The sequence below is a fragment of the Pseudomonas sp. GNP014 genome (genome assembly GCF_054344005.1).
The window spans coordinates 903,951-930,218 of the sequence record NZ_JBTGUS010000001.1; the positions used below are offsets into that span (position 1 = coordinate 903,951).

Annotated in this window: 27 protein-coding genes and 1 other RNA gene; 15 read left to right on the forward strand and 13 right to left on the reverse strand. The window is 61.4% G+C overall.

The window, feature by feature from the left end; genetic code table 11:
- Positions 1–5: 5 nt before the first annotated feature.
- From ubiH to ACXX9E_RS04220, 3 genes are read right to left on the reverse strand one after another with little or no spacing between them, the layout of a single operon-like run.
- Positions 6–1,193 (reverse strand): 2-octaprenyl-6-methoxyphenyl hydroxylase, encoded by a 1,188-nt coding sequence (ubiH, locus tag ACXX9E_RS04210; RefSeq protein WP_123469701.1) that lies wholly within the window; start codon positions 1,191–1,193, stop codon positions 6–8.
- Positions 1,190–2,524, reverse strand: coding sequence for a Xaa-Pro aminopeptidase (gene pepP / locus ACXX9E_RS04215; RefSeq protein ID WP_458555066.1), 1,335 nt, complete (start codon positions 2,522–2,524; stop codon positions 1,190–1,192). Before pepP ends, ubiH begins: the two co-directional genes overlap by 4 nt.
- Positions 2,525–2,551: 27 nt before the next feature.
- Positions 2,552–3,112, reverse strand: coding sequence for a YecA/YgfB family protein (locus ACXX9E_RS04220; protein WP_123469704.1), 561 nt, complete (start codon positions 3,110–3,112; stop codon positions 2,552–2,554).
- Positions 3,113–3,242: 130 nt separating this feature from the next.
- Between ACXX9E_RS04220 and ACXX9E_RS04225 the strand changes: the two genes are divergently transcribed.
- The 4 genes from ACXX9E_RS04225 to ACXX9E_RS04240 all read left to right on the forward strand — a co-directional run bounded on the left by ACXX9E_RS04225 (position 3,243) and on the right by ACXX9E_RS04240 (position 4,661).
- Entirely contained in the window at positions 3,243–3,452 is a 210-nt protein-coding gene (locus ACXX9E_RS04225; protein ID WP_007940359.1) for a TIGR02449 family protein, read from the forward strand.
- Entirely contained in the window at positions 3,449–3,766 is a 318-nt protein-coding gene (locus ACXX9E_RS04230; RefSeq protein ID WP_336347527.1) for a cell division protein ZapA, read from the forward strand. The genes ACXX9E_RS04225 and ACXX9E_RS04230 overlap by 4 nt, the downstream gene beginning before the upstream one ends.
- A 30-nt stretch (positions 3,767–3,796) precedes the next feature.
- Positions 3,797–3,975: non-coding RNA, 6S RNA (ssrS, locus tag ACXX9E_RS04235), on the forward strand.
- Between the two features lie 80 nt (positions 3,976–4,055).
- Positions 4,056–4,661, forward strand: coding sequence for a 5-formyltetrahydrofolate cyclo-ligase (locus ACXX9E_RS04240; RefSeq protein WP_123469706.1), 606 nt, complete (start codon positions 4,056–4,058; stop codon positions 4,659–4,661).
- 36 nt (positions 4,662–4,697) lie between these two features.
- Here the strand turns inward: ACXX9E_RS04240 and ACXX9E_RS04245 are convergent, their stop codons facing one another.
- A complete protein-coding gene (locus tag ACXX9E_RS04245; RefSeq protein WP_095186895.1) occupies positions 4,698–4,853 on the reverse strand; it encodes a hypothetical protein in 156 nt (51 codons plus the stop codon).
- A gap of 198 nt (positions 4,854–5,051) precedes the next feature.
- Between ACXX9E_RS04245 and ACXX9E_RS04250 the strand changes: the two genes are divergently transcribed.
- From ACXX9E_RS04250 to ACXX9E_RS04265, 4 genes are all read left to right on the forward strand, one after another.
- On the forward strand, positions 5,052–5,501 hold the full coding sequence (locus tag ACXX9E_RS04250; protein ID WP_186744083.1) for an EVE domain-containing protein: 450 nt from the start codon (positions 5,052–5,054) through the stop codon (positions 5,499–5,501).
- A 123-nt stretch (positions 5,502–5,624) separates the two neighbouring features.
- Positions 5,625–6,590: an HlyD family secretion protein gene (locus tag ACXX9E_RS04255; protein ID WP_123469710.1), complete on the forward strand. Its 966-nt coding sequence runs from the start codon at positions 5,625–5,627 to the stop codon at positions 6,588–6,590.
- Complete coding sequence (rbbA, locus tag ACXX9E_RS04260; protein WP_222834081.1) at positions 6,587–9,310, forward strand: ribosome-associated ATPase/putative transporter RbbA; 2,724 nt, start codon at positions 6,587–6,589, stop codon at positions 9,308–9,310. The genes ACXX9E_RS04255 and rbbA overlap by 4 nt, the downstream gene beginning before the upstream one ends.
- Positions 9,310–10,428: an ABC transporter permease gene (locus tag ACXX9E_RS04265; RefSeq protein ID WP_123469713.1), complete on the forward strand. Its 1,119-nt coding sequence runs from the start codon at positions 9,310–9,312 to the stop codon at positions 10,426–10,428. Before rbbA ends, ACXX9E_RS04265 begins: the two co-directional genes overlap by 1 nt.
- Positions 10,429–10,444: 16 nt before the next feature.
- On the opposite strand, the gene ACXX9E_RS04270 is transcribed toward ACXX9E_RS04265, so the two are convergent.
- The gene (locus tag ACXX9E_RS04270; protein ID WP_177490592.1) at positions 10,445–10,852 is read right to left on the reverse strand and encodes a flagellar basal body-associated protein FliL; all 408 of its coding nucleotides are present in this window, start codon (positions 10,850–10,852) and stop codon (positions 10,445–10,447) included.
- Positions 10,853–11,002: 150 nt separating this feature from the next.
- On the opposite strand from ACXX9E_RS04270, the gene ACXX9E_RS04275 reads away from it, so the two are divergent.
- Complete coding sequence (locus tag ACXX9E_RS04275) at positions 11,003–11,980, forward strand: NADPH:quinone oxidoreductase family protein (RefSeq protein WP_123469716.1); 978 nt, start codon at positions 11,003–11,005, stop codon at positions 11,978–11,980.
- Between the two features lie 14 nt (positions 11,981–11,994).
- On the opposite strand, the gene ACXX9E_RS04280 is transcribed toward ACXX9E_RS04275, so the two are convergent.
- Positions 11,995–12,624 (reverse strand): flagellar basal body-associated protein FliL, encoded by a 630-nt coding sequence (locus ACXX9E_RS04280; protein WP_458555067.1) that lies wholly within the window; start codon positions 12,622–12,624, stop codon positions 11,995–11,997.
- A 225-nt stretch (positions 12,625–12,849) separates the two neighbouring features.
- Here ACXX9E_RS04280 and glpT point away from each other — a divergent pair, with 225 nt between their 5' ends.
- On the forward strand, positions 12,850–14,199 hold the full coding sequence (glpT, locus tag ACXX9E_RS04285) for a glycerol-3-phosphate transporter (protein WP_122596666.1): 1,350 nt from the start codon (positions 12,850–12,852) through the stop codon (positions 14,197–14,199).
- Here the strand turns inward: glpT and ACXX9E_RS04290 are convergent.
- The gene (locus ACXX9E_RS04290; RefSeq protein ID WP_458555068.1) at positions 14,175–14,843 is read right to left on the reverse strand and encodes a gamma-glutamylcyclotransferase; all 669 of its coding nucleotides are present in this window, start codon (positions 14,841–14,843) and stop codon (positions 14,175–14,177) included. The genes glpT and ACXX9E_RS04290 overlap by 25 nt on opposite strands.
- A 354-nt stretch (positions 14,844–15,197) precedes the next feature.
- Here ACXX9E_RS04290 and ACXX9E_RS04295 point away from each other — a divergent pair, with 354 nt between their 5' ends.
- Positions 15,198–15,674 carry a sn-glycerol-3-phosphate transporter gene (locus ACXX9E_RS04295; RefSeq protein WP_123469720.1) on the forward strand — a complete coding sequence of 159 codons (477 nt, stop codon included), beginning with the start codon at positions 15,198–15,200 and terminating at the stop codon, positions 15,672–15,674.
- 53 nt (positions 15,675–15,727) lie between these two features.
- On the opposite strand, the gene ACXX9E_RS04300 is transcribed toward ACXX9E_RS04295, so the two are convergent.
- The 6 genes from ACXX9E_RS04300 to ACXX9E_RS04325 all read right to left on the reverse strand — a co-directional run bounded on the left by ACXX9E_RS04300 (position 15,728) and on the right by ACXX9E_RS04325 (position 23,008).
- Complete coding sequence (locus ACXX9E_RS04300; RefSeq protein ID WP_186744068.1) at positions 15,728–16,696, reverse strand: CDP-6-deoxy-delta-3,4-glucoseen reductase; 969 nt, start codon at positions 16,694–16,696, stop codon at positions 15,728–15,730.
- Positions 16,696–18,162, reverse strand: coding sequence for a 4-hydroxy-3-polyprenylbenzoate decarboxylase (gene ubiD, locus ACXX9E_RS04305; RefSeq protein WP_003229330.1), 1,467 nt, complete (start codon positions 18,160–18,162; stop codon positions 16,696–16,698). Before ubiD ends, ACXX9E_RS04300 begins: the two co-directional genes overlap by 1 nt.
- Before the next feature lie 80 nt (positions 18,163–18,242).
- Complete coding sequence (locus ACXX9E_RS04310) at positions 18,243–20,204, reverse strand: acyltransferase family protein (protein WP_186744066.1); 1,962 nt, start codon at positions 20,202–20,204, stop codon at positions 18,243–18,245.
- A gap of 139 nt (positions 20,205–20,343) precedes the next feature.
- Positions 20,344–21,603 carry a transcription termination factor Rho gene (gene rho / locus ACXX9E_RS04315; RefSeq protein ID WP_003229334.1) on the reverse strand — a complete coding sequence of 420 codons (1,260 nt, stop codon included), beginning with the start codon at positions 21,601–21,603 and terminating at the stop codon, positions 20,344–20,346.
- A 247-nt stretch (positions 21,604–21,850) separates the two neighbouring features.
- On the reverse strand, positions 21,851–22,180 hold the full coding sequence (gene trxA / locus ACXX9E_RS04320; protein ID WP_003206727.1) for a thioredoxin TrxA: 330 nt from the start codon (positions 22,178–22,180) through the stop codon (positions 21,851–21,853).
- 120 nt (positions 22,181–22,300) lie between these two features.
- Positions 22,301–23,008 carry a FadR/GntR family transcriptional regulator gene (locus ACXX9E_RS04325; protein WP_458555069.1) on the reverse strand — a complete coding sequence of 236 codons (708 nt, stop codon included), beginning with the start codon at positions 23,006–23,008 and terminating at the stop codon, positions 22,301–22,303.
- A gap of 256 nt (positions 23,009–23,264) precedes the next feature.
- Between ACXX9E_RS04325 and ACXX9E_RS04330 the strand changes: the two genes are divergently transcribed.
- From ACXX9E_RS04330 to ACXX9E_RS04345, 4 genes are read left to right on the forward strand one after another with little or no spacing between them, the layout of a single operon-like run.
- Positions 23,265–24,050, forward strand: a complete 786-nt coding sequence (locus ACXX9E_RS04330; RefSeq protein ID WP_186744054.1) for a transporter substrate-binding domain-containing protein — start codon at positions 23,265–23,267, stop codon at positions 24,048–24,050.
- A gap of 21 nt (positions 24,051–24,071) precedes the next feature.
- The gene (locus tag ACXX9E_RS04335) at positions 24,072–24,740 is read left to right on the forward strand and encodes an amino acid ABC transporter permease (RefSeq protein WP_123469728.1); all 669 of its coding nucleotides are present in this window, start codon (positions 24,072–24,074) and stop codon (positions 24,738–24,740) included.
- A complete protein-coding gene (locus ACXX9E_RS04340; RefSeq protein WP_123469729.1) occupies positions 24,737–25,387 on the forward strand; it encodes an amino acid ABC transporter permease in 651 nt (216 codons plus the stop codon). The genes ACXX9E_RS04335 and ACXX9E_RS04340 overlap by 4 nt, the downstream gene beginning before the upstream one ends.
- Positions 25,374–26,111, forward strand: coding sequence for an amino acid ABC transporter ATP-binding protein (locus ACXX9E_RS04345; RefSeq protein ID WP_095137640.1), 738 nt, complete (start codon positions 25,374–25,376; stop codon positions 26,109–26,111). The genes ACXX9E_RS04340 and ACXX9E_RS04345 overlap by 14 nt, the downstream gene beginning before the upstream one ends.
- The last annotated feature ends 157 nt before the right edge of the window (positions 26,112–26,268 follow it).

Sequence of the window (26,268 nt, forward strand, 5' to 3'; positions counted from 1 at the left end):
GCCGCTCAAGCATCCGGCCGCGTCCCCAGCCCCATGGCCTGGCGGGCAAACCAGCGCTTGGCGGGAGGCAGCAGATCGAGGCCGAGCAAACCAATGTTGCGCCCCAGCGAGACCAGCGGCTGGGTGCTGCCGAACAATCGCGTGACCTGGTCCGAGAAGCCCACAGTGAGGTCTTGATCCAGGCGCTGGCGCTCGCGATACGCCTGTAACGTGGCGAAGTCGCCCAGCGGTTTGTCGCTGGCGAGCAACGCGGCGGCCAGGGCATCGGCATCGCGCAACGACAGGTTGAAGCCCTGCCCGGCAATCGGGTGCAGGCTGTGTGCGGCGTTGCCGAGCACGGCCAGATGCGAACGCACTTGCTCTTCGGCCTCGACCAGCGACAGCGGATACAGATGGCGTGCTCCCACCTGCTTCAGGGTACCGAGACGGTAACCGAACACGCCTTGCAGTTCGCTGAGGAAATCGCGCTCGCTGAGGTCGGCCAAACGTTGCGCGTCCATGCCCAGACGGGTCCAGACCAGCGCGCAGCGGTTTTCCGGCAATGGCAGCAAGGCCATCGGGCCTTCGTCGGTGAAGCGCTCGAAGGCCATGCCGTTGTGCGCTTCGCTCGGGGTGATGTTGGCAATGAGTGCGCTCTGGTTGTACGGACGCTTGCGCACGTTGATGCCCAACTGCTCGCGCAGCCCGGAGCGACCGCCATCGGCGAGCACTGCCAGATCGCACTCGACGGTGGTTTCATCGTTGAGGGTCAGGCGATAACCGTCAGGCAGCGGCTCCATGCGCGCGACTTCCGCCGGGCAGCGCCAACTGATCACGTCTTTATCCAGATGCTGCCACAGGCACTGGCCGAGCCAGGCGTTCTCCACCACGTAACCGAGCGCCGGCACGCCCTCTTCCATCGCCGACAGTCGGGCAGTGGAGAAGCGGCCACGGTCAGACACGTGAATCTGTTTGATCGGCTCGGCGCGGCGGGAAATTTCCTGCCACACGCCCAATCGCTGATAGATCTGCCGCGAACCGAAGGACAGCGCCGACGAACGGGCGTCGTAGCTCGGCTGCCAGCTGTCGCCCGGGGCAAACGGTTCGATCAGGACGATTTTCCAGCCGCGGGCCTTGGCCCCGGCCTGCAAGGCCAACGCCAGACTGGCGCCGACCAGGCCGCCACCGATGATTGCCAGGTTGACTCGACTCATGCCGCGTGTGCCCGTGCTTGCGCCATCAGCGCTTCGATGTCAGCGACGGTTTTCGGCACGCCGCCCGTGAGGATTTCACAACCGCTCTTGGTCACTACCACGTCGTCCTCGATGCGCACGCCAATGCCGCGCCATTTCTTCGCTACGTTCTGATTGTCCGGGGCTATGTAGATGCCCGGTTCCACGGTCAGCGCCATGCCGACCTCCAGCACCCGCCATTCGCCGCCGACCTTGTACTCGCCGACGTCGTGAACATCCATGCCCAGCCAGTGGCCGGCGCGGTGCATGTAAAACGCTTTATAGGCTTCCGTCGCGATCAATTCGTCGACCTCGCCCTGCAATATCCCGAGCTGCACCAGGCCTGCGGTGATCACCTGAACCGTGGCTTCGTGGGCCTGATTCCAGTTCTTGTTCGGGGCGATTTCGGCGAACGCGGCTTCCTGCGAGGCCAGCACCAACTCGTAGATCGCTTTTTGCTCCGGCGAGAACTTGCCGTTGACCGGCCAGGTGCGGGTGATGTCGCTGGCGTAGCAGTCGATTTCGCAACCGGCGTCGATCAACACCAGATCGCCGTCCTTGAGCAGCGCGTCATTCTGCTGGTAATGCAGGATGCAGCTGTTGCGCCCGGCAGCGACGATCGAACCGTAGGCCGGCATTTTCGCCCCGCCCTTGCGGAACTCGTAATCGAGTTCGGCTTCGAGGCTGTACTCGTACAACCCCGGCCGGCTGGCCTGCATCGCACGAATGTGGGCCTGGGCCGAGATCCGTGCGGCTTCGCGCATCACCTTCACTTCTGCCGCCGATTTATACAGGCGCATGTCGTGCAGCAGATGATCCAGGGCAACGAATTCGTTCGGCGGCTGGGCGCCGAGGTGCGCCTTGGAGCGGATCACGTTGATCCAGTCCATCAGGTGGCGGTCGAATTCGGGGTTGCTGCCCATCGCCGAATACACCCGGTCGCGACCTTCGATCAGGCCCGGAAGAATGTCGTCGATGTCAGTGATCGGGAAGGCGTCGTCGGCACCGTAATCGCGGATCGCACCTTCCTGCCCTGCGCGCAGACCGTCCCACAACTCGCGCTCGGCATTGCGCTCACGGCAGAACAGCACGTACTCGCCATGCTCGCGGCCCGGCATCAGGACGATAACGGCTTGCGGCTCGGGGAATCCGCTGAGGTACTGGAAGTCGCTGTCCTGACGGTAGACGTGCTCGACGTCGCGGTTGCGGATCGCCACCGCGGCGGCAGGCAGGATCGCGATGCTGTTGGGTTCCATCTGCGCCATCAGGGCCTTGCGGCGACGGCTGTATTCCGCTTTGGGGATATGGGTCATGGGCAGATGGCTTTCCCTGGCACGCGATTAATGCAGCGACGGCTTGGCGGCTGGCGGTACGTCGGCTTTCTTGGTTTCCGAGAACAGCAGCAGCGGCGCGACGCGCAGGTACTCCATGACTTCCATGTAGTCGGTTTCGCCGTCTTCGGATTCTTCCAGGGCATCCTGCACTTGGGAGATCGCAGCCAGATCCTGCAGCACTTCGGTGGCTTCAGTGCTGAGCATGCTGCTGTCGCGGCAGTTCAGGCCGAAACCGCTGAGGAAGCCCTGGCACCATTGGCCCAGCGCGGCGGCGCGGTCGGTCAGTGGTGCATCATCGGTCGGCAACAGCAGAACGACAGTGACGTCGTCACCGGTCAGCTCGCCTTTGACCATCTCTTGCAGGCCGATCAGGGCGTTGCGGACGTTGTCCTGGATGTCGCCTTCGAGCAATTCGGCGGCGTCGATCAGCCAGCCTTCGTTATCGAAGCCGGCGCCGGCGCAGCTGCGGCCAAGCAGCAGGCCATGCAGTTCGGCAGGCGAGACGTTGTGGCCGCTGGAAGTCAGCAGGGTGGCAAAGGCTTGGTACGGGGAATTCGCAATGGTCATGGGCAGCTAGGCGCCAGACGGCGCTATGTCTAGAATGAAGGCCTTGTATCCTACATCGACAGACTCGCCAAGACTATTAAAGGCTGTCCGCCAGCTATCCCATCAGACAGACTCCGACCCAGTGGACACAATGGAAGACACCGACCTGCAAGCGCTGATGGCCAGACTCGAACTGCTGATTACCCGAGTCGAGCAACTTAAGAGTCAAAATGCACTCTTACTAGCTCAGGAAAAGACCTGGCGCGAGGAACGCGCTCACCTCATTGAAAAAAACGAAATCGCCCGGCGTAAGGTCGAATCGATGATTTCGCGCCTCAAGGCCCTGGAGCAAGACTCATGAGTTCAAGCAATAGCGTCACCGTGCAGATCCTCGACAAAGAGTATTCGATCATCTGCCCGCAGGAAGAACGCAGCAATCTGGTCAGTGCCGCACGCTACCTGGACGGCAAGATGCGCGAGATCCGCAGCAGCGGCAAAGTCATCGGCGCCGACCGCATCGCCGTGATGGCCGCGCTGAACATCACCCACGACCTCTTGCACAAAGAAGAGCGCCCGGACATCCAGGCCAGCGGTTCGACCCGTGAACAGGTGCGCGACTTGCTCGATCGTGTCGATCTGGTCCTCGCCGACGATCAGAACACCGGCAAGGGCTGATTCAACCGGCCGCTTGCGGTATACTCGCCGCACTCCCTGGGGTGCTTGCCAGTTGACGATGTCCCTGAGCCGATTCGCACTACCCTGGAAGTTGCACGTTGGGCTGGTGTGCATGTCCGCTAGACGGAAAGCCTTAAAGTCTACTGCATCTTCCACCTTGAACTTTCGGGTTCAAGGGCTAAGTTGACAGCGGTTCATCCGGGGAGCCTGATTCGAATCCGATGTCGGTGTTTGCCGGCATCGGATTTTTTATGCGTGCGTTTTCGCCCTCACCTGCCGAAGCCGAACCATGACCGAACCTGCGCTGCTGCCCCGCCCGCAACTCCGCCGCCTGCTGCGCAAGGCGCGCCGCTCACTGACCCCAGGCGAGCAACGCCAGGCCGCCAAAGGCCTGTTCCGCCAACTGGCACAAGACCCGCACTTTCGCCGGGCCCGACACATCTCCCTGTACTTGCCCACCGACGGCGAAATCGATCCGCGCCTGCTGCTGCGCGAAGCCCAGCGCCGGGGCAAGGCCACTTATCTGCCGGTGCTCAGTGCCTGGCCACGGACCAAAATGGTGTTCCAGCGCATCCGTCCCGGGGAGAAACTCAAACCCAATCGCTTCCGCATTCTGGAGCCGCGCGCCCAACTGGCGCGCCAGCGCAAGATCTGGACACTGGACCTGGTGTTGTTGCCGTTGGTTGGATTTGATGACGTCGGCGGGCGCCTGGGGATGGGCGGCGGCTTCTACGACCGCAGCCTGGCGTATCTGGCCCGGCGCAAGCACTGGCGCAAGCCCACGCTGTTGGGCCTGGCCCACGAATGTCAGAAGGTCGAACGATTGGCGCAAGCCAGTTGGGATGTACCGCTGCAGGGCACGGTCACTGACAAGGCGTGGTATGTCGCGGGATAGGACGCCGCCCGAAAACGCGGCGTCGAAAAGGCAGTTTCAGCGCTTGAAGGCTGTCGACTGTTGCACCTGTTGCGCCACTTCAATCGGCGCGTCGGTCTTGTTGGACCACAGGCTTTGCGCGTAACCCGTGGTCACGACACCCAGGCCGAACAAAATGACCAAAGTCCATAGCAAATCCGGTTTGCGTTTCATCGATTGCCCCCCTCAAGGCACATCATCACGATGACAGCAGCGGTTTCCGTTCGTAGGCCGTGCAGCAGCGTCAAGCTTTAAAGGCCGGCATTTTGCGACAACGTGAACCTGCGCGCAAACGCTGACGTCAACCGACTGTCGGTTTGTCATAAAATTGCCCGACAACCTGCCCAATGACCGTTTCAGGAGCAAAAAACCATGGCCTATTGGCTGATGAAATCCGAGCCCGACGAACTTTCGATCAAAGGCCTGGAGAAGCTCGGCACAGCGCGCTGGGACGGGGTTCGCAACTATCAGGCGCGCAATTTCCTGCGCGCGATGGCGGTAGGCGATGAGTTCTTTTTCTACCATTCCAGCTGCCCGGAACCGGGGATTGCCGGCATCGGCAGAATCATCCAGGCCGCGTACCCGGATCCCACCGCACTGGAGCCGGAGAGCCATTACTTCGATCCAAAGGCCACAGTGGAGAAAAATGCCTGGAGCGCCATCGACGTGGCGCACGTCGAAACCTTTGCGCGGGTCTTGAAACTCGATTACCTGAAACAGCAGACCGCGCTGGCGCAAATGCCGCTGGTGCAGAAGGGCTCGCGGCTGTCAGTGATGCCCGTCACCGCCGAACAATGGGCCGCTGTGCTCGGCCTGCGCTGAGAACCGCCCGGTCACGCAGTGCTGGCAGACAAAAGGGTCTAGGCTTGCCGCTCATTTGATTGACATCAAGCGCCCCCCGCGCTTGAACCGTCAGACTGGACGCCACAGCCGCAGGATGCCCCCATGTCGACGCACCGCCGTTCCTCACTTTTATTTGCCGGATCGCTCATCGCCTTACTGTTGGCCGCCGGCGGCTTCGGTTACTGGAAGTCAATCAGCAGTCGCCTGCCCGAAGGCCTGTCGGCCGGCAACGGACGACTCGAAGCCACCGAAGTGCAGATCGCCAGCAAGACCCCCGGTCGCCTCGCCGAGGTGCTGGTCGATGAAGGCGACAAGGTCAGCCAGGGCCAATTGCTGGCGCGCATGGACACGCGCACCCTTGAGGCCCAGCGCAACCAGGCCGAAGCCGAGGTCGTGCGTGCGCGGGAAAACCTCAACGCCGCCCAGGCCAACGTGCAGTTGCGTCAGAGTGAGCTATTGCTGGCCCAGCAGGAACTCGGGCGCTCCCAATCACTGTTCAAGCACGGTTTCGTCAGCGCCCAGGTCATCGATCAATTGCAATCGCGCATCGGCACCGGCAACGCCGCCGTGACAGCGGCGCGCGCTCAGGTGTCGGCGGTCAGTGCAGCGATTGGCGCTGCACAGGCGCAGGTCGCGCAACTGACCAGCGAAATCGACGACAGCAGCCTGCGCGCGCCGATTGATGGCGTGATCCAGTTGCGCATGGCCGAACCCGGCGAGGTGCTGGGGGCCGGTGGCCGCGTCCTGCTGTTGATCGATCCCAATGATCAGTACATGAACCTCTACCTGTCCGCCGCCGTGGCCGGACGTCTGGCGGTGGGCGATGAAGCGCGGGTGCTGCTCGATGCCCTGCCCGACAAGCCGTTGCCGGCAAAAATCAGCTTCGTCGCCGGCAAATCGCAGTTCACCCCGAAAGAGGTCGAAACCCGCGACGAGCGGCAAAAACTGGTGTTCCGCGTCAAGCTGCGCCTGACTCAACCCAGCGCCGTGCCGCAAGCCAAGCCCGGCATGCCCGGCGCCGGGTATGTACGCACCGCGCCGATCGCCTGGCCGGCCAATCTGCAATGAACAGCCTCGCGGTTCAGGCGAACGGCATCGCGCACCGCTACGGCAAACAGCAAGCGCTGAGCGAGATCGCCTTCAGCCTGCCCGCCGGCACCCGTTGCGGGCTGATCGGCCCCGATGGCGCTGGCAAATCCAGCCTGCTGGGGCTGATCGCCGGGGTGAAAGCCTTGCAGCAAGGGCAACTGGACGTCCTCGGCGGGCCGATCCAGCAGCGCCGCCACCGCGACACGCTGTATGCGCGCATCGCCTTCATGCCCCAGGGATTGGGCGGCAACCTGTATCCCGAACTGTCGATCCGCGAAAACATTCAGTTCTTCGCTACGTTGTTCGGTCTGTCGAAGGCCGACAGCGAGCAACGCATGCACAACCTGCTGCTCGCCACCGACCTGCTGAAATTCGCCGAGCGCCCCGCCGGCAAATTGTCCGGCGGCATGAAACAGAAACTCGGGCTGTGCTGCGCGCTGATCCATGAACCGGATCTGTTGATCCTCGACGAGCCGACCACCGGCGTCGACCCGCTCTCGCGCCGACGGTTCTGGGAACTGGTCGACGACGTGCGGCGCCAGCGCCCGCAACTGACTCTGCTGGTCGCCACCGCGTATATGGAGGAAGCCGAACAGTTCGAGCATTGCTTGATGCTCGACAACGGCAAATTGATTGCCACCGGCCTGAGCCGTGAACTGGCGGCCGTCACCCCCAGCGGCAAACTTGATGAGGCCTTCACCCATTTCCAGGGCGACCGCCAGCATGACGCTCAGCCGCTGGTGATTCCGCCACGCACCGACAGCACCACCGACATCGCCATCGAGGCCCACGACCTGACGTTGCGTTTCGGCGACTTCACCGCCGTGGATCACGTCAGCTTCGCCATCGGGCGCGGCGAAATTTTCGGTTTTCTCGGCTCCAACGGCTGCGGCAAGACCACCACCATGAAAGTCCTGACCGGACTGATGCCGGCCAGCGAGGGCAGCGCGACGCTGCTCGGTAACCCGGTGAATGCCAAGGATCTGGCCACGCGCAAGCGGGTCGGCTTCATGTCCCAGAGTTTTTCGCTGTATGGCGAGCTCAGTGTGCGGCAGAACCTTGAGCTGCATGCGCGGCTGTTCGACCTGCCCAAGGTCGAAAGCGCGCAACGCATCGAAGCGTTGATTCAGCGCTTCAACCTGCTCGGCGTCGCCGATCAGCCGTCCGGCGCCCTGCCGCTGGGTCTGCGCCAACGTTTGTCACTGGCGGTGGCGGTGTTGCACCGCCCGGAAGTGCTGATTCTCGATGAGCCGACGTCCGGGGTCGATCCGGCAGCCCGCGATGACTTTTGGCGGCTATTGATCGAACTGTCACGCGAGCAGGGCGTGACGATTTTCCTCTCCACCCACTTCATGAACGAAGCCCAGCGCTGCGACCGCATCTCGCTGATGCACGCCGGCAAAGTCCTCGCGTGCGACACCCCGGCGGCATTGCAACAGCAGTTCGGTGGAGAGACGCTGGAGGCCGCTTTCGTGACCTGCCTGGAACAGGCCCAGGGCACTGCCGAAACGCCTCCCGCGAGCGAATCATCGACCGCACCAGCGGCCGCCGCGCCGCCACTCAAGCAGCGCGGTTTCAGCCTCGGCCGTCTGCTCGCGGTGGCCAGTCGCGAAGGCAAGGAGCTGCTGCGTGACAAGGTGCGTATGGCCTTCGCCCTGGCGGGGGCGATCTTCATGATGGTGATCTTCGGCTACGGGATTTCCCTGGACGTGGAAAACCTCGCGTTTGCCGTGTACGACCAGGACCAGACGCCGCAGAGCCGAACCTATCTGGAAGCCTTTCGCGGCTCACGCTATTTCGATGAACGCCCGGCCATCCACGACGCTCAGGAACTACACCGCCGCCTGCAACGCTCGGAGATCAAACTGGCGCTGGAAATCCCCCCCGGATTTGGCCGTGACCTGTACGCCGGGCGCCAGCCTGCAGTGGCGGCGTGGCTGGATGGCGGCATGCCGTTTCGCGCCGAGACCAGCCGCAATTATGTCGAAGCCGTGCACCTGGCCAACCTGCAACAGTTGGCCGAGCAGAGCAGCCCCGCGATCAATCATCAGGCAGGCGCCAGCCTCGAAACGCGCTTTCGTTACAACCAGGATGTGGTCAGCGTCAACGCCATCGGCCCCGGGGTCATGGCGCTGATTCTGGCGTTCATTCCGGCGATGCTCACCGCACTGGGCATCGTGCGCGAAAAAGAACTCGGCTCGATCACCAACTTCTACGCCACGCCCCTGACCCGCCTGGAGTTTCTGCTGGGCAAACAGGCGCCGTACCTGCTGGTCAGTCTGGTCAATCTCGCGCTGCTGGTGGCGATGAACCGCTGGCTGTTCGGCGTACCGTTCAAGGGCAGCCTGCTGACGCTGGCGTTCGGCGGCCTGTTGTACGTGCTGGCGACCACCAGCATGGGCCTGCTGATCTCGGCGTTCACCCGCACGCAAATCGCCGCGATCCTCGGCACCATGATCATCACCAGCCTGCCGACCATTCAGTTCTCCGGGCTGATCGTGCCGCGCTCTTCGCTGGAGGGGGCGGCGGCGGTGATGGGCATGCTGTTTCCGGCAGGACACTTTCTCGACATCGCGGTGGGCACGTTCACCAAAGCGCTGGACCTGCGGCAACTGTGGCCGCAATGCCTGGCGCTGTTCGGGTTCTTTGTCGGGTTCACCGGGCTGAGCCTGATCATGCTGAAAAAGCAGGAGGCCTGATGCATAAGTTCGCGCACATCCTGCGCCTGGGACTCAAGGAACTGACCAGCCTGCGCCACGACAGCGTGTTGCTGCTGTTCCTGTTCTACGCCTTCACCGTGGCGATCTACATGCCCGCCGCCGGCTCGGTGATCGGCGTGCACAACGCCAGCGTGGCGATCGTCGACGAAGACCACAGTGCCCTCTCGCGCCAGTTGGCCCAGGCCCTGCAACCGCCGGAGTTCCAGACGCCGGTGCTGTTGCCCTATACGCAACTCGATCAGGTGATGGACAGCGGCCAGTACACCTTCGTGATCAACATTCCGGCAGGGTTTCAAACCGATCTGCTCGCGGCGCGGCAACCGGCCATTCAAGTCAACGTCGATGCCACCGCGATGAGCCAGGCGTTCATGGGCGCCGGCTACATCAGCCGGATCTTCCAGCGTGAATTGCAGACCTACGGCGGCCAGGGCGATGCCGTGAGCAAAACGCCCATCCAGTTGACCACCCGCGCACTGTTCAACACCAACCTGGAGGGCGGCTGGTTTCTGGCGGTGATTCAGATCGTCAACAACATCACCATTCTGGCGATCATCCTGACGGGCACGGCGCTGCTGCGCGAGCGCGAGCACGGCACGCTCGACCATTTGCTGGTGCTGCCGCTGACGGCGCTGGAAATCATGCTGGCGAAAATCTGGAGCAACCTGCTGGTGGTGGTGCTGTGCACCTGGCTGTCGCTGGAGGTGGTGGTCAAAGGCGCATTGGGCGTGCCGTTGTCCGGCTCGATGGGCCTGTTTTTGCTGGTGACTGCGGTTTATCTGTTTGCCAGTACCGCGTTGGGGATTTTTCTGGCGACCCTGGCGCGCTCGACGCCACAGTTCGGTCTGCTGGCGATTCCAGTAATCATCCCGATGTTGCTGCTGTCCGGCGGCAGCACGCCGCTGGACAGCATGCCGCAATGGCTGCAGTGGGTCATGCAGGGCTCGCCGTCCACGCATTTTGTCAGCCTCAGCGCCGCGATTCTGTTTCGCGACGCGGGGCTGAGCGTGGTCTGGCCGGACTTGCTGGCGCTGACGGCCATCGGCCTGCTGTTCTTCTTCATTGCCCTGGCACGCTTTCGCAAGAGCCTGGCGTCCTGAACAGCCGCCAGTGTGGTTACTGAATGATCAGGTTGTTGAACAACAGGTCTTCAACCACCGGCTTGCCGGTTTCGTCGTTCATCACTTGCTGAGTCTGCTTCAGGGCTTCCTGACGCAGTTTTTCCTTGCCTTCGATGCTGCTCATCGCCTCGCTGGTCTGCTGGGTAAACAGCGCCACCAGTTGATTGCGGATCAGCGGCTCGTTGGCCTTGACCAGTTTGGTCGCTTCTTCACCGGTCACGCGCAATGCCACGTCGGCCTTGTAGACCTTCAGCTTCGGCGTGCCGTCCAGCCCGTAGTTGCCCACGAACGGCGGGCTCAGGGTGATGTAGTTGACCTTCGGCGCCTCGCCTTCTTTGGCTTCTTCGGCCAGCGCTGCCACAGGCAGAGACAGGGCCAGCAACAACATGATCCACGCTTTCACAATTCGCTCCTTATCCGGTTTGCGGCCTAGCATAACGACCCGCCGCGCAAGCACAAGCTTATGGCTGACTATCAGGGTCGGGCATGCTCGTTGACCCGTTGACTGACACACCTACACTTATCGGCCATCACTCCCAAAGGAATAGCCCTGATGAAAGCCGTGCTGTGCAAAGCCTTCGGCCCTGCCGAATCGCTGGTGCTGGAAGACGTCGCCAGTCCTGCCCTGAAGAAGAACGAAATCCTGCTGGAGGTGCACGCCGCCGGGGTCAACTTCCCGGACACGCTGATCATCGAGGGCAAGTACCAGTTCAAGCCGCCCTTCCCGTTCTCGCCGGGCGGTGAAGCGGCTGGCGTGGTCAGCGCCGTGGGCGAAAAGGTCGGCCATTTGAAGGTCGGCGACCGGGTCATGGCTTTGACCGGTTGGGGCAGCTTTGCCGAACAGGTCGCGGTGCCGGGCTACAACGTCCTGCCGATCCCGCCGTCGATGGATTTCAACACCGCCGCCGCGTTCAGCATGACCTACGGCACCTCGATGCACGCCCTTAAACAACGGGCGAACCTGCAACCGGGCGAAACCCTGCTGGTGCTGGGTGCGTCTGGCGGTGTGGGGCTGGCGGCGGTGGAAATCGGCAAAGCCATGGGTGCCCGGGTCATCGCTGCCGCCAGCAGCGCGGAGAAACTAGCCGTGGCCAAGGCTGCCGGTGCCGATGAGCTGATCAATTACAGCGAAACCAGCCTCAAGGACGAAATCAAACGCCTCACTGACGGCCAGGGTGCCGACGTGATCTACGACCCGGTCGGCGGTGACCTGTTCGATCAAGCCATCCGCGCCATCGCCTGGAACGGCCGGCTGCTGGTGGTCGGCTTCGCCAGCGGACGCATCCCTGAGTTCCCGGTCAACCTCGCGCTACTCAAGGGTGCGGCAGTGGTCGGCGTGTTCTGGGGCTCCTTCGCCCAGCGCCAGCCGCAGGATAACGCGGCGAACTTTCAGCAACTGTTCGGCTGGTTCGCCGAGGGCAAGCTGAAACCGCTGGTGTCGCAGGTGTATCCGCTGAGCAACGCGGCGCAGGCGATCAATGATCTGGGGCAGCGCAAGGCTGTGGGCAAGGTGGTGGTGCAGGTGCGCTGAAACCGCAGCGTGTCTCAGCCGCCGGGCGATGGTGCCGCGTCGCCCGGCAACAGCTGCTCCTGCACCTTCTCGCTACGGGACGGGATGAGCCGCCCGTTCTCATCGAAGCGCAGGACGATCAGCCAGTCGAACACATCATCCGGCCATTTTTCCTGGCCCATCAGCGCTGTGGGGTCGCCACCAAAGGCCTTGAGCAGTTTGTTGATGTGGCCGTGATGCCAGGCGATCAACACCGTTTGCGCCTGATTGCTTTTGCGCAACAGTTTGACCAGTTGATGAAGATCGCCATTGACGTAGGGTTGCTCAATCACAAGGTTCAGACGCTGGGCCAGCGGGGTCAGGGTCAGACGCGAACGTGAACTCTCCGGGACGTCGCCGGCAGCGATCAGACGCTGGGGGGTGAGCGTCTGGCCGTAGAGTTTCAGCGGATTGAAATAGTCGACGTAGGCGGCCGCACGCTGTTCGCCTCGGGCATTGAGCGCCGACCCCTCAGCCGGTTTTTCCGCATGTCGAATGATCAGCACCGTGGCGTTGCGCAGACCGGAATGAGTCGGATGATCGGTGATGATCAATGTCAGTAATACAACGGCAAGACCCGCTGCCACCAAAAATCTCGGCATCAATCTGCGAACCTTCAGTGGCATTTCTTATCTCGGCTGATCAATCGGTTGAACTGGCCGCGAGTCTAAGCCACCCGATGTTCAGAAGTGGTGAAAACGCCCTGTTCTTACAGCTGAGCGACAGCTTCATAAAGGAAAGTGCGATTTCCAACATTTCCGCTGTTTTGCCAATGCGAACCGGTGCTATTTTCGGTAACGAAACTGTAACATTCGCATCCGCAGTCAAAACAAGAAATCTGGAGCTCTTGAATGTTTGCTTTCTTTCGTCCTGCCGCCCATCAGGCTCCATTGCCTGAAGAAAAAATAGACAGCACCTACCGACGCCTGCGCTGGCAGATCTTCGCCGGTATCTTCTTCGGTTACGCGGGTTACTACCTGCTGCGCAAAAACTTCTCCCTGGCCATGCCGTACCTGATCGACGAAGGCTACAGCCGTGGCGATCTGGGTCTGGCGATGTCGGCCATCGCCATTGCCTACGGCCTGTCCAAGTTCCTGATGGGCCTGGTCTCCGACCGTTCCAATCCGCGTTACTTCCTGCCGTTCGGCCTGCTGGTATCGGCCGGGGTGATGTTCATTTTCGGTTTCGCGCCGTGGGCGACGTCCAGCGTGACCATGATGTTCATCCTGCTGTTCATCAACGGTTGGGCCCAGGGCATGGGCTGGCCACCGAGTGGACGCACAATGGTGCACTGGTGGTCGCAGAAGGAGCGCGGCGGCGTGGTCTCGGTGTGGAACGTGGCGCATAACGTCGGCGGTGGCCTGATCGGTCCGCTGTTCCTGCTCGGCATGGGCCTGTTCAACGACTGGCACGCAGCGTTCTACGTGCCCGCAGCCGTGGCGCTGGGCGTGGCGGTGTTTGCCTTCATCACCATGCGCGACACCCCGCAATCGGTCGGCCTGCCGCCGATCGAGAAGTACAAGAACGATTACCCGGAAGGCTACGACGCCAGCCACGAAGACGAATTCAGCGCCAAGGAAATCTTCGTCAAATACGTGCTGCGCAACAAAATGCTCTGGTACATCGCCCTGGCCAACGTCTTCGTCTACCTGCTGCGCTACGGCGTGCTGGACTGGGCGCCGACCTACCTCAAGGAAGCCAAGGGTTTCACCGTGGATAAAACCTCGTGGGCCTATTTCTTCTACGAGTGGGCGGGTATTCCGGGCACGCTGCTGTGCGGCTGGATGTCGGACAAGATCTTCCGTGGCAACCGTGGCCTGACCGGCATGGTGTTCATGGCGCTGGTGACCGTCGCAACGCTGGTGTACTGGCTGAACCCGGCCGGCAACCCGACCGTGGACATGATTGCGCTGTTCTCGATCGGCTTCCTGATCTACGGCCCGGTGATGCTGATCGGTCTGCAGGCGCTGGAACTGGCACCGAAGAAAGCCGCCGGCACTGCTGCGGGCTTCACCGGTCTGTTCGGTTACTTGGGTGGTTCGGTCGCGGCGAGTGCGGCGATGGGCTACACCGTTGACCACTTCGGCTGGGACGGTGGTTTTGTGCTGCTGGTGGGCGCTTGCCTGCTGTCGATGGCCTTCCTGGCCCCGACGCTATGGCACAAGCAAGTCGCCAGTCAGAGCCGCGAAGCCGTCGCTTGATCGCTTTGTGATTGACAGCGCTTGAGCCGCGCCTCCAGATTCCGATCTGGCATGGCGTGGCTGCGCAGGGCGTGGGCGGTCTGCTCGACATAATCGCGAGTGGTACCGTAGCGCCCGCAAGCGCTTGCGAACACCTGACTCAGCACGTGATCCGGCAGGTTGCCGGCGTAGCTGGGCAGGTGTCGCTCCAGCACAAACCCCAACGCCTGAACCTGACTGCCATCTTCGAGCCGGCAGTTGAGCCAGTGCGGGCGATAGGACGGGAACGGCATCTCGCGTTTCCACAGCGCATAAAGCGCACTGTCGAGGTTCTCTTCCGGCAACCGATAGGCGAAGCCGCTGCACGAACCGCCGCGATCCAGACCGAACACCAGCCCGGGCATTTCCGGCGTACCGCGATGCTCATGCGACCACAGGTACAAACCGCGGTGGTAGCCATGGACTCGCCCGCGCACCCGCTCCACTGCCGTACATTCCGGACGCCAGATCAGCGCCCCGTAAGCGAACAGCCACACCGGCCCGCCCTTGTGGCGCGCCATGGTCGATTGCATCGAGACGAGAAGTTGTTCGTGGGTCAGCTGCGGCCCCAAATCGAGCCGCGGAGGGTAAGCCAGATTCACAAAAGCAGATTCAATGGCTGTCATGACGGAAATGTTCGGCCCCGCAAGTATTACAAGATGTAAGCACTATTCGCTGGATAGAACATATAGCAGTAACTGTAAAACGAAAAGTGCTAAAGGATGTATGACTGGCTCAATAGCGTTAAATCGAGATTAGCGGTCCCGGTTAACGGCTTTTATATAGCCTAATACCATTGCAGGAATATCTTAAATACCCGAATGAAATATGCATAAGCCTTCCCTTGTTCAGGAACGGTTCAAGAAAACGCAGGAATTTTCCTACTAGAATGTCGGACTTTATGTCTTTCCAGTCGCTGAACGCCTACGTATAACGGCCTTCTTCTGGCGCAAGCCATCCCGTTTAACCGAGGCTGCAACATGAACGCACTCAGGCTTTTGGCCGCATTGTTATTGCTTCAGACCGGCCAGGCTCTGGCCACCAATGATTCACAAAAAGACGATGGCTTCTGGTACGCACAAACCAGTGTCTATACCCGCCATTACTCGCCCGACCCTGAACACAATAATCATCAGGACTTGATCGGCATCGAACGCAATCAGGCTTCCGGCTGGGTATTGGGCGGGGCAACTTTTCGCAACTCATTCAGCCAGCGCTCGAACTATGCCTATGTCGGCAAGCGCTATGACAGCCGGGAGTATCCGGTGTATCTGAAAGTCACCGGCGGCCTGTTGCAGGGTTATCGCGGTGATTACAAGGACAAGATCCCGTTGAACCGCTTCGGCGTGGCACCGGTAGTCATTCCGTCCGTCGGTACTCACTACGGCCCGCTGGCGGCCGAGCTGGTGTTTCTCGGCGCCAACGCGGCGATGGTGACGACCGGCGTACGTTTCTAGGGATTGGGCTCAACGCTCGTGCGGCTCAATTCGTGAGGCTCAATTCGCGCGGCTCAAGAGCGCGGCGCATAGGCAAACACGTCCGCGCGCATCTGGTGTGCATCCATCCCGGCTTCCACCAGCGCATCCAGCGTACCGTAGACCATCGCCGGCGAGCCGCTGGCGTAGACGTGCAGCGGCTTCAGATCCGCAAAGTCTTCACACACGGCCTGGTGCAACATCCCGCAGCGCCCTTCCCAACCGCACTGGTCGCTGACGACTTTGTGCAGGAACAGATTGGGCAGTTTCAGCCATTCGTCCCAATGCTCGATGGCGTAGAAATCTTCCGGACGGCGCACGCCCCAGTACAGATGCACCGGGTGTTTGAAGCCGTTGGCGCGGCAGTGTTCGATCAGGCTGTGAATCTGGCCCATGCCGGTACCGGCGGCGATCAGCACCAACGGCCCGTCAGGCAATTCGGCGAGGTGGGTGTCGCCAAACGGCAGTTCGACGCGCACCAGCGGGTTGCGTTGCAACTGTTCGATCAGGCTCAGCGCACTGGCTTCACGCGCCAGCACGTGGATTTCCAGATCACGCCCGCCGTGCGGCGCCGAGGCCATGGAGAACGCCGACTTCTCGCCGCTCTCGCGCTCGATCATCAGGTACTGTCCGGCGTGGTAGCGCGGCGGTTTACCGGCCGGCGCCCGCAGGCGTACACGCCAGGTGTCACCGCCAACGTCCCGGCATTCGATGACCTGACACGACAGGCTGCGCACCGGCAGTTCTCCCAACGCCAGCACGCCATCCCACAACAGGATGCAGTCTTCCAGCGGCTCGGCTATGCAAGTGTAGAACTCGCCGTGGTCGTGCACCTTGCCGGCCTGTTCGACCCGGCCTTCGACCAGCAACGCCGCACACACGTGGCAGTTGCCGTTGCGGCAGCTTTGCGGGCAGTCGTAGCCCAGGCGCCGCGCACCGTCGAGAATCCGCTCACCGGGCTGTATCTCAAGCACCGCTCCGGAGGGCTGCAGGGTTACACGCATCAATCTATTCCTAACTGATTCCAGATGGCATCGATCCGCTGGGTGACGGCATCGTCCTTGACGATCACGCGGCCCCACTCGCGGGTGGTTTCGCCCGGCCACTTGTGGGTGGCATCCAGGCCCATTTTCGAGCCCAGGCCGGAGACCGGCGAGGCAAAGTCGAGGTAGTCGATCGGCGTATTGTCGATCATCACCGTGTCGCGCTTGGGATCCATGCGCGTGGTGATGGCCCAGATCACGTCGTTCCAGTCCCGGGCGTTGATATCGTCGTCAGTGACAATAACGAACTTGGTGTACATGAACTGTCGCAAAAACGACCAGACACCGAGCATCACGCGCTTGGCATGCCCCGGATACGACTTCTTCATCGTCACCACGGCCATGCGGTACGAGCAGCCTTCCGGCGGCAGGTAGAAGTCGGTGATCTCCGGGAACTGCTTCTGCAGGATCGGCACGAACACTTCGTTCAACGCCACGCCAAGGATCGCCGGCTCATCCGGCGGACGGCCGGTGTAGGTGCTGTGGTAGATCGGTTTGATCCGGTGGGTGATGCGCTCGACGGTGAACACCGGGAAGCTGTCGACTTCGTTGTAGTAGCCAGTGTGGTCGCCGTATGGGCCTTCGTCGGCCATTTCGCCAGGATGGATCACGCCTTCGAGGATGATCTCGGCGGTGGCCGGTACTTGCAGGTCGTTACCGCGGCACTTGACCAGTTCGGTGCGGTTACCCCGCAGCAGTCCGGCAAAGGCGTATTCGGAAAGGCTGTCCGGCACTGGCGTTACGGCACCGAGGATGGTCGCCGGATCGGCACCGAGGGCCACGGACACCGGGAACGGCTGGCCCGGATGCTTCTCGCACCACTCACGGAAGTCCAGCGCGCCGCCACGGTGGCTGAGCCAGCGCATGATCACCTTGTTGCGGCCGATCACTTGCTGACGGTAGATACCGAGGTTCTGGCGGTCCTTGTTCGGGCCTTTGGTGACGGTCAGGCCCCAGGTGATCAGCGGGCCGACGTCGCCGGGCCAGCAGGTCTGCACCGGCAGCATCGCCAGATCGACATCGTCGCCTTCAATGACCACTTCCTGGCACACCGCGTCTTTGACGACTTTCGGCGCCATCGAGATGATCTTGCGGAAGATCGGCAGTTTCGACCACGCGTCCTTCAAGCCCTTCGGCGGCTCCGGCTCCTTGAGGAAGGCCAGCAGCTTGCCGATTTCGCGCAGCTCGCTGACCGACTCGGCGCCCATGCCCATCGCCACCCGCTCAGGGGTGCCGAACAGGTTGCCGAGCACCGGAATGTCGTAGCCGGTGGGTTTCTCGAACAGCAACGCCGGGCCCTTGGCCCGCAGTGTGCGATCGCACACCTCGGTCATCTCCAGCACCGGCGAGACGGGAATCTGGATGCGTTTCAACTCTCCGCGCTGCTCAAGCTGCTGCACGAAATCCCGAAGATCCTTGAATTTCATTGACGATGGCACCCTCAAAATAGGCGTACATCCTACCTGCTCTGACGGGCAAACAGCAGCCCGTCAGCGCCCGGGATCGCTCAATTGTGGCTAGTACCCAGCAGCAATGGTGCAAACAGCGGGCTCAGTCTGGCACTGCCCACGTCCGAAAGATGGTCGGCATCCTTGTACTGCGAGTGGCCATCGACATCAATGGCGCAGAGGCCGTCCTTGCACATCAGCGAGGTCGGGTCGATAACATGCACGCCGGGATCCGCCGCACTCATCGAGCCGAACAGCTCGGTGAAGAACCGCTGGCGCGCCAGATGCTCATTGAGCGGGCGACCGAGCCCTTGCGCCGAGCGCCCGATGCGCGCGAGGCTGGTCAGGCGGTCGATGTAGCTCTTGTGCTGCAGCGGCACTTCCTTGAACAGCCAGACTTGCACACCAGCCGCGCGCAGCTCAGCCACTTGCGCCTTGAGCCCGGCAGCCAGACGCTGTTCGGCTTGCGCCGGACTGTCCTTGCGCTCAAGCAGAAACTGTCTGTCGCCGTCGCCATCTTCGCGACCATAAATGTACAGGCTCCAGTTCGCCGCCAGTACGACATCCTTGATCCCTCGACTGAGCACCAGCGCCATGTTGCGTTTGTTGAAGTCCTGGCATTGAGGGCGCAGGCGGTCTTCGACAATCGGCGGGCAAGCCGTCAGGCTGTACAACCAGACCGGCTGCGCGTCGCGACCGAGAGTGCCGGCGATGGCCGGCAACAGTGCCGCCGTGTGACTGTCGCCCCAGAACATCTTGGTCGGAGCGACCTGCTCATCGCCGCCCAACCGACAGGCCTTGTCCAGCGTTTTGTCCGTGCTCAGCTGCATGCAATCCGCTTGCCCGGCCTTCCACTCCCGCGATTGCGCGTATTCCAGCGCCTTACCGGTCAGACGCTGTGGCACACCGTCTGACGAGTTAATCACCGAGCCGGTAATCGCCAGCACGGTGATCGACAGCAAACCACCGACCAACATGGAATTCCGCTTGGCGAACACTCGTTTCTCACGAAAGGGCAGCTCGATATAACGCAGACTCAACCAGGCCAGGGCCAACGCCAGGGCCATCCAGCCAAGCGCCTCCAGCGGCTGGATGCCGTCGATGGAAATTGCATTGGCATACACATAAACCGGCCAGTGCCACAGATACAGGGAGTAGGACAGCAGGCCGACCCACACCAGAACGCGGACACTCAACAGACGGCTGGCCCACGTCGCACCTTGCGCGCCCGACCAGATCAACGCGGTAGTGCCCAATACCGGCAGCAATGCCGCCCAGCCCGGGAACACCGTGGACTTGTCAAAGGTGAATATCGCCAGCAGCACCGCCGCCAGTCCGGCCACGCCCACCGACTGGCGCAGCCACGGCCGTGCGACGTGTTTCGACGCGGGCAGCACCGCCAGCATTGCTCCGCAGAGCAGCTCCCAGGCGCGGGTCGGCAGCGCGAAGAAGGCGAATTCAGGCCGGCGTTCGATATAAATGAGGTTCAGGCCAAACGACACCAACAGGACCGCGAACAGCATCCAGCGCCAATGACGGACATACCGCATCAGCAACACCATCATCAACGGGAAGAAGATGTAGTACTGCTCCTCCACCGCCAGCGACCAGGTATGCAGCAGCGGTTTGAGCTCCGACGCCGGAGCAAAGTAGCCGTCTTCACGCATGAACAGAATGTTGGAAATGAACAGCGACTGGTAACGAATCGTCCGCCCGAGTTCAGCCAGGTCTTTGGCTGTCAGCAACAGCCAGCCTAAAGCCAGCGTCACCACCACAACCACAGTCAACGCCGGCAGAATGCGCCGGGCACGACGGCCCCAGAAGTCGAGAAAACTGAAACGCTGTGCGCTGATTTCGCGGAACAGGATCGAGGTGATCAGGAAGCCGGAAATGACGAAGAACACATCAACGCCGACAAAACCGCCGCTGAATGTAGTGAATCCGAAATGAAACAGTACGACGGGAATAACCGCCAGTGCCCGTAATCCGTCGATATCACGGCGATTGCCAAACGTGTGCATGAAAAACCTTTCTCGTTCTGGATACAAAGTTCCTGGAAAGCGCGAAAGTTATCAGCCGCGTACATTTCAATCCATATACAAATAATCTGAGGCAAAAAAAAGCGCCCTTCCGGGCGCTTCTTTTTAAACAGCTGGCGTATTACTTGCGCTTCATCGACAAGAAGAACTCGTCGTTGGTCTTGGTCGTCTTCAGCTTGTCGACCAGGAACTCGATGGCAGCCACTTCGTCCATCGGGTGCAGCAACTTGCGCAGGATCCACATGCGCTGCAGTTCGTCGTCGGCGGTCAGCAACTCTTCGCGGCGGGTGCCGGAACGGTTGATGTTGATGGCCGGGAACACGCGCTTCTCGGCGATCTTGCGATCCAGAGGCAGCTCCATGTTGCCGGTACCCTTGAACTCTTCGTAGATCACTTCGTCCATCTTCGAGCCGGTTTCAACCAGCGCGGTGGCGATAATGGTCAGCGAGCCGCCTTCTTCGATGTTGCGCGCAGCACCGAAGAAACGCTTTGGCTTCTCCAGGGCGTGAGCATCGACACCACCGGTCAGGACCTTGCCGGAGCTCGGAATCACGGTGTTGTAGGCACGGGCCAGACGGGTGATGGAGTCGAGCAGGATCACCACGTCCTTCTTGTGTTCGACCAGGCGCTTGGCCTTCTCGATCACCATTTCAGCCACCTGGACGTGGCGGGTCGGCGGCTCGTCGAAGGTCGAAGCAACCACTTCGCCGCGCACGGTGCGCTGCATTTCGGTCACTTCTTCTGGACGTTCGTCGATCAACAGCACGATCAGGTGAACTTCAGGGTTGTTACGGGCGATGTTCGCGGCGATGTTCTGCAGCATGATCGTCTTGCCGGCTTTCGGCGGTGCAACGATCAGACCACGCTGGCCTTTACCGATCGGGGCGCACAGGTCGATCACACGACCGGTCAAGTCTTCGGTGGAACCGTTACCGGCTTCCATCTTCATGCGCACGGTCGGGAACAGCGGGGTCAGGTTCTCGAAGAGAATCTTGTTTTTCGCGTTCTCTGGACGATCGAAGTTGATCGTGTCGACCTTGAGCAGGGCGAAATACCGCTCGCCTTCCTTCGGAGGGCGGATCTTGCCAACGATGGTGTCACCGGTGCGCAAGTTGAAACGGCGGATCTGGCTCGGCGAGACGTAGATATCGTCCGGGCCGGCGAGATAGGAAGCGTCAGCGGAGCGCAGGAAGCCGAAGCCGTCCTGGAGAATCTCCAGCACGCCATCACCGGAGATTTCCTCGCCGCTTTTCGCGTGCTTTTTCAGCAGGGAGAAAATCACGTCCTGCTTGCGCGAACGGGCCATATTTTCTATGCCCATCTGTTCGGCCAATTCGAGCAGTTCGGTAATCGGCTTTTGCTTGAGTTCAGTCAGATTCATATAGGAATGACGTAATCATTTATGGAGGGGGGAAATTAAGCTTTTGGCTTAATGAGGCCGCGCCGCGGAGAAGGCGACAGGATCGCGAACTTGTTCGAAAAGGAGTGCGTCGGCGACGGCTAGCAGGGGGCAGTGGAGAAACCAGTGCGGGGCCGAATGTACCACCTGAGTTTCGGAGCGTCTAGCCCTGAATACGCAAAAAGCCCCGCAATTTGCGGGGCTTTTTTTCAGCGATTTACCGCGACGCTTAGATGTTGGCGTCGAGGAAAGCAGCCAGTTGCGACTTCGACAGGGCGCCGACTTTGGTCGCTTCAACGTTGCCGTTCTTGAACAGCATCAGCGTCGGGATACCACGCACGCCGTGCTTGGCCGGGGTTTCCTGGTTTTCGTCGATGTTCAGTTTGGCGACGGTCAGCTTGCCTTTGTAAGTCTCGGCAATCTCGTCCAGAACCGGAGCGATCATTTTGCAAGGGCCGCACCATTCAGCCCAGTAGTCGACCAGGACAGCGCCTTCGGCCTTGAGTACGTCGGCTTCGAAGCTGGCGTCGCTAACGTGTTTGATCAAATCGCTGCTCATGGAATTCTCCAGGTTGTAAGCAAAAAAACGTGGCCCATCATAGCCGCCCTTACCTTGTTCAGGAAGCTGCAGTTGATTGAGTCTTGCTATGGCGCCCCATGAGTCTGGGTATAGCTCAAGTCACGTCGTGGCGGGGGCGATGAAGGCGATTCCGGTGCGCAGGGCTGCGTTGCGCACGTGCTCCTGCATGGCTTTCTGGGCGGCAGCGGACGCCCGGCGGGCTAGGGCGCGGAGGATCTTGCGGTGTTCCTGCCAGGTTTCCATCGCCCGTTCGGCGCGGATGAACGGTAGCTTCTGGCTCTCGAGAAAGATTTCGGCGCTGGCGGTGAGGATGCTCAGCATCGCCTGGTTGCCGCTGGCCAGCAGGATGCGGCGGTGGAAGTCGAAGTCGAGTTTCGCCGCCGCTTCGAAATCACCCGCCTTCAATTGCTCGCGCATCGCGGCAACGTTGTCCTCCAGCGCATCCAGATCAAGCGTGCTCAGCGTGACCGCCGCCAGCCCGGCGGCAAACCCTTCCAGCGCATAGCGCAGCTGAAAGATATCCAGCGGCGAAGCCTGTGCCGCAAAGGGCCAGCCTGGCGCCTGGCTGCCGTGCGGCAATTCCACCGGCGATTGAACGAACACGCCCTTGCCCGGCTGAATGCTGACCACACCGAGCGCACTCAGCGACGACAGCGCCTCGCGCAATGAAGCCCGGCTGACGCCCAACTGCAAGGCCAGGTCCCGTTGCGACGGCAACGCATCTCCAGCACCGAAACCCTGTTCGGAGATCAGTTTGCGGATGGCTTGCAGCGCCACTTCGGGTACGGCACGGGAGATCGAGTTCATGGTTTTCCAGACGAACCAGGCCAAGGTGCGGCTAGTTGTAAAGCTATTCGCTGACGCCGGCAAGTCGTGCCCCAGCAGGGTTCGGCGCCGTACACCAATGCGCTATCGGAGTGCGAAAAACAACCTGACTGTTCAGACCAGTAAGACCGAACAAATCCGCCAAAACCGCGGCCTGCGCGGGGGAAACCCGAGTATTGGCACGCCCCATGCTCTGTCCGATCGCAGAAATCACTTCCCGCCGATCCGGAGATTTGCCATGACCCTGCGTTACCGCGCCCTCCTCGCCGCCCTGTTTTCCAGCCTGTTGCTCAGCCAGATCCCCGCCCACGCCGACGCGCTGGATGACGTGGTCAAACGCGGCACATTGAAAGTCGCCGTGCCCCAGGACTTCCCGCCGTTCGGCTCGGTCGGCCCGGACATGAAGCCCCGTGGCCTGGACATCGACACAGCGAAACTGCTGGCCGATCAACTGAAGGTCAAACTCGAACTGACCCCGGTCAACAGCACCAACCGCATCCCGTTCCTCACCACCGGCAAGGTCGACCTGGTGATCTCCAGCCTCGGTAAAAATCCGGATCGCGAGAAAGTCATCGACTTCTCCCGCGCCTACGCCCCGTTCTACCTCGCCGTGTTCGGCCCGCCTGATGCCGCCATCACCACGCTCGACGACCTCAAAGGCAAAACCATCAGTGTCACCCGTGGCGCCATCGAAGACATCGAACTGAGCAAAGTCGCCCCCGAAGGCGTGACCATCAAGCGCTTCGAAGACAACAACTCGACCATCGCCGCCTACCTCGCCGGCCAGGTTGACCTGATCGCCAGCGGCAACGTGGTGATGGTCGCCATCAGCGAAAAGAACCCGAAACGCGTGCCGGCGCTGAAAGTGAAGCTCAAGGATTCGCCGGTCTACGTCGGCGTGAACAAGAACGAGCCGGCGCTGCTGGGCAAGGTCAACGACATCCTGACCACCGCCAAGGCTGACGGCGCACTGGAAAAGAATTCACAGACCTGGCTGAAAGAGCCGCTGCCGGCCGATCTCTGATCGACTGCGCGGGAGACCTACATGGCTTATCAGTTCGATTTCATTCCGGTGCTGCAAAACACCGACCTGCTGTTGCGCGGCGCCTTGTTTACCCTGGAACTGACGGCCATTGGCGCATTCTTCGGGGTCGGCGTGGGCATCGTCGGCGCGCTGGTGCGGGCGTGGAACATCCGCCCGTTCTCGGCGATTTTCGGCGTCTACGTCGAGTTGATCCGCAACACGCCGTTTCTGGTGCAACTGTTCTTCATCTTCTTCGGCCTGCCGTCCCTCGGCGTGCAGATTTCCGAGTGGCAGGCAGCCGTGCTGGCGATGGTGATCAATCTCGGTGCGTATTCGACCGAGATCATCCGCGCCGGCATCCAGGCGATCCCGCGCGGGCAACTGGAGGCCGCAGCGGCGCTGGCCATGAGCCGTTTCGAAGCGTTCCGCCACGTGGTCCTGCTGCCGGCGCTGGGCAAGGTCTGGCCGGCCCTGAGCAGCCAGATCATCATCGTCATGCTCGGGTCGGCGGTGTGTTCGCAGATCGCCACCGAAGAGTTGAGCTTTGCCGCCAACTTCATTCAGTCGCGCAATTTCCGCGCCTTTGAAACCTATGCGCTGACCACGCTGATCTACCTGTGCATGGCGTTGCTGATCCGCCAGTTGCTCAACTGGCTGGGGCGCCGCTATCTCTCGAGGAGCAGCCAATGAGCGACTTCACCTTCTGGGACATCCTGCGCAACCTGCTCACCGGCCTGCAGTGGACGCTGGCGTTGTCGCTGGTGGCCTTCATCGGCGGCGGGATCGTCGGGCTGCTGATTCTGGTCATGCGCATTTCGAAAAGCCCGCTGTCGAGCAACATCGCCCGCACCTGGATCGAGCTGTTCCAGGGCACGCCGCTGTTGATGCAGCTGTTTCTGGTGTTCTTCGGCGTGGCACTGGCCGGGATCGAGATTTCACCGTGGATGGCGGCGGCGATTGCCCTGACGCTGTTTACCAGTGCCTATCTGGCGGAAATCTGGCGTGGTTGTGTCGAAGCAATTCCTCATGGCCAGTGGGAAGCCTCGTCGAGCCTGGCGTTGAATCCGCTGGAGCAACTGCGCTACGTGATCCTGCCGCAAGCCCTGCGTATCGCGGTGGCGCCGACCGTGGGCTTCTCGGTGCAAGTGGTCAAGGGCACGGCGGTGACCTCGATTATCGGCTTCACCGAACTGACCAAGACCGGCGGCATGCTCGCCAACGCCACGTTTGAACCGTTCATGGTCTACGGCCTCGTCGCCCTCGGCTACTTCCTGCTCTGCTACCCCTTGTCGCTCAGTGCGCGCTACCTGGAAAGGAGACTGCATGCCTCTGCTTAGAATTTCCGCCCTGCATAAATATTACGGCGACCACCACGTACTCAAAGGCATCGACCTCAGCGTCGAAGAAGGTCAGGTGGTGGCGATCATCGGCCGCAGCGGCTCGGGCAAATCCACCCTGCTGCGTACACTCAACGGCCTGGAGTCGATCAATGACGGGGTGATCGAAGTCGACGGCGAATACCTCGACGCTGCCCGCGCCGACCTGCGCAGCCTGCGGCAGAAAGTCGGCATGGTGTTCCAGCAGTTCAACCTGTTCCCGCACCTGACTGTGGGCGAGAACGTGATGCTCGCGCCGCAAGTGGTGCAGAAAGTGCCCAAGGCCAAGGCGGCCGAACTGGCGCGCAAGATGCTCGAACGCGTGGGCCTGGGGGAGAAGTTCGACGCGTTTCCGGATCGCCTCTCCGGCGGTCAGCAGCAGCGCGTGGCGATTGCCCGGGCGCTGGCGATGTCGCCCAAGGTGCTGCTGTGCGATGAGATCACGTCGGCGCTGGACCCGGAGCTGGTCAACGAAGTACTGGCCGTGGTGCGCCAATTGGCCAAGGAAGGCATGACGCTGATCATGGTCACCCATGAGATGCGCTTCGCCCGGGAGGTCGGCGACAAACTGGTGTTCATGCACCACGGCAAGGTGCATGAGGTGGGCGATCCGAAGGTGCTGTTTGCCAATCCGCAGACGGCGGAATTGGCGAACTTCATTGGTACGGTTGAAGCGACAGCCTGAAAAATCTCTGGGCCAGTGGTGCCCTCTTCGCGAGCAAGCTCGCTCCCACATTGGAATGCGCTCACCTGTGGGAGCGAGCCTGCTCGCGAATGGCCGCGCCGCGATCTCCAGACTTTCTGCGCTGAATCAAGGGTTTGAACCGTGCGCGTTGGCGCCA

Bases quoted from the DNA above. Each gene is read 5' to 3' on its own strand.
- ACXX9E_RS04345 (WP_095137640.1), top strand. From the start codon at position 25,374: ATGCCTCTGCTTAGAATTTCCGCCCTGCATAAATATTACGGCGACCAC.
- ACXX9E_RS04295 (WP_123469720.1), top strand. From the start codon at position 15,198: ATGAACGCACTCAGGCTTTTGGCCGCATTGTTATTGCTTCAGACCGGC.
- ACXX9E_RS04240 (WP_123469706.1), top strand. From the start codon at position 4,056: ATGACCGAACCTGCGCTGCTGCCCCGCCCGCAACTCCGCCGCCTGCTG.
- rho (WP_003229334.1), bottom strand. From the start codon at position 21,603: ATGAATCTGACTGAACTCAAGCAAAAGCCGATTACCGAACTGCTCGAA.
- ACXX9E_RS04340 (WP_123469729.1), top strand. From the start codon at position 24,737: ATGAGCGACTTCACCTTCTGGGACATCCTGCGCAACCTGCTCACCGGC.
- ubiD (WP_003229330.1), bottom strand. From the start codon at position 18,162: ATGAAATTCAAGGATCTTCGGGATTTCGTGCAGCAGCTTGAGCAGCGC.
- ACXX9E_RS04300 (WP_186744068.1), bottom strand. From the start codon at position 16,696: ATGCGTGTAACCCTGCAGCCCTCCGGAGCGGTGCTTGAGATACAGCCC.
- rbbA (WP_222834081.1), top strand. From the start codon at position 6,587: ATGAACAGCCTCGCGGTTCAGGCGAACGGCATCGCGCACCGCTACGGC.
- ACXX9E_RS04275 (WP_123469716.1), top strand. From the start codon at position 11,003: ATGAAAGCCGTGCTGTGCAAAGCCTTCGGCCCTGCCGAATCGCTGGTG.
- pepP (WP_458555066.1), bottom strand. From the start codon at position 2,524: ATGACCCATATCCCCAAAGCGGAATACAGCCGTCGCCGCAAGGCCCTG.
- ubiH (WP_123469701.1), bottom strand. From the start codon at position 1,193: ATGAGTCGAGTCAACCTGGCAATCATCGGTGGCGGCCTGGTCGGCGCC.
- ACXX9E_RS04225 (WP_007940359.1), top strand. From the start codon at position 3,243: ATGGAAGACACCGACCTGCAAGCGCTGATGGCCAGACTCGAACTGCTG.
- ACXX9E_RS04325 (WP_458555069.1), bottom strand. From the start codon at position 23,008: ATGAACTCGATCTCCCGTGCCGTACCCGAAGTGGCGCTGCAAGCCATC.
- ACXX9E_RS04220 (WP_123469704.1), bottom strand. From the start codon at position 3,112: ATGACCATTGCGAATTCCCCGTACCAAGCCTTTGCCACCCTGCTGACT.
- ACXX9E_RS04245 (WP_095186895.1), bottom strand. From the start codon at position 4,853: ATGAAACGCAAACCGGATTTGCTATGGACTTTGGTCATTTTGTTCGGC.
- ACXX9E_RS04280 (WP_458555067.1), bottom strand. From the start codon at position 12,624: ATGCCACTGAAGGTTCGCAGATTGATGCCGAGATTTTTGGTGGCAGCG.
- ACXX9E_RS04255 (WP_123469710.1), top strand. From the start codon at position 5,625: ATGTCGACGCACCGCCGTTCCTCACTTTTATTTGCCGGATCGCTCATC.
- trxA (WP_003206727.1), bottom strand. From the start codon at position 22,180: ATGAGCAGCGATTTGATCAAACACGTTAGCGACGCCAGCTTCGAAGCC.
- glpT (WP_122596666.1), top strand. From the start codon at position 12,850: ATGTTTGCTTTCTTTCGTCCTGCCGCCCATCAGGCTCCATTGCCTGAA.
- ACXX9E_RS04290 (WP_458555068.1), bottom strand. From the start codon at position 14,843: ATGACAGCCATTGAATCTGCTTTTGTGAATCTGGCTTACCCTCCGCGG.
- ACXX9E_RS04335 (WP_123469728.1), top strand. From the start codon at position 24,072: ATGGCTTATCAGTTCGATTTCATTCCGGTGCTGCAAAACACCGACCTG.
- ACXX9E_RS04310 (WP_186744066.1), bottom strand. From the start codon at position 20,204: ATGCACACGTTTGGCAATCGCCGTGATATCGACGGATTACGGGCACTG.
- ACXX9E_RS04330 (WP_186744054.1), top strand. From the start codon at position 23,265: ATGACCCTGCGTTACCGCGCCCTCCTCGCCGCCCTGTTTTCCAGCCTG.
- ACXX9E_RS04230 (WP_336347527.1), top strand. From the start codon at position 3,449: ATGAGTTCAAGCAATAGCGTCACCGTGCAGATCCTCGACAAAGAGTAT.
- ACXX9E_RS04265 (WP_123469713.1), top strand. From the start codon at position 9,310: ATGCATAAGTTCGCGCACATCCTGCGCCTGGGACTCAAGGAACTGACC.
- ACXX9E_RS04250 (WP_186744083.1), top strand. From the start codon at position 5,052: ATGGCCTATTGGCTGATGAAATCCGAGCCCGACGAACTTTCGATCAAA.